Origin of the sequence: Candidatus Pelagibacter communis (assembly GCF_001180225.1) — a bacterium.
Taxonomy (GTDB): Bacteria; Pseudomonadota; Alphaproteobacteria; order Pelagibacterales; family Pelagibacteraceae; genus Pelagibacter; species Pelagibacter ubique_D.
This window is the reverse complement of the sequence record NZ_CVST01000007.1, coordinates 1-675: the sequence shown is the minus strand read 5'-3', so window position 1 is coordinate 675 and position 675 is coordinate 1. Positions and strand designations below refer to the sequence as shown.

1 protein-coding gene is annotated in these 675 nt (G+C 26.5%); it reads right to left on the bottom strand.

Annotated elements, in window-relative coordinates; all coding sequences use genetic code 11:
- Positions 1-166: 166 nt before the first annotated feature.
- A partial coding sequence (locus AMN99_RS00195) for a DsbA family protein (RefSeq protein WP_075505855.1) occupies positions 167-675 on the bottom strand: 509 nt, incomplete at its 5' end.

Here is a 675-nt window from a genome sequence, read left to right as displayed (position 1 = left end):
AAAACTAAAAGAATTTGAAGCCTAACTGTTTTGGGCAGTGCTCTCAGATCATTTTTGCTATCATCAAACAAAATATTTGCAGCATCTTTCATCCAGTTTTTTAATGAGTCCATGAACTTAACATATAGTTTTAAAAAGTTATAACAAAGAAAAAATTGACTTAATTTTAGTTTAAGTTCGAATTTATTGCATTTTCCAAGTGAGTTACACTTTGAGCACCTGATATAAAATCATTTCCTATCTCATAAAACGGAACACCACTTATATTCTTTTTTTTAGCAATTGATATTTTTGAATTTACAGCCTCAATATTTTTATCATTTATAAAATTTTCAAAGATCTCTTCAGAAATATTATGTTGCTTTGCAATTTCAGTTAAAATATGAATATCTCCTATGTCGAGACCATCGACAAAATATGATCGATAAATTTTTTCTTTTACCTGGTTTTGTATATTAAACTTTTCACTCAAAATTATCAGTAAATGAGATAGAACTGTATTTGGAGTTTTTCTTATTTTATCTAAATTAAAATTCATTCCAGATTCTTTTGCTTTTAATTTCATATTTTCATACATAGGATCTGCAAATTTTTTTCCACCAAATTTTATTTCAAGATATTTATCACGAGTTATTCCATCAAGAGGCATGTCTGGGTTTAATTGAAAAGGTATAT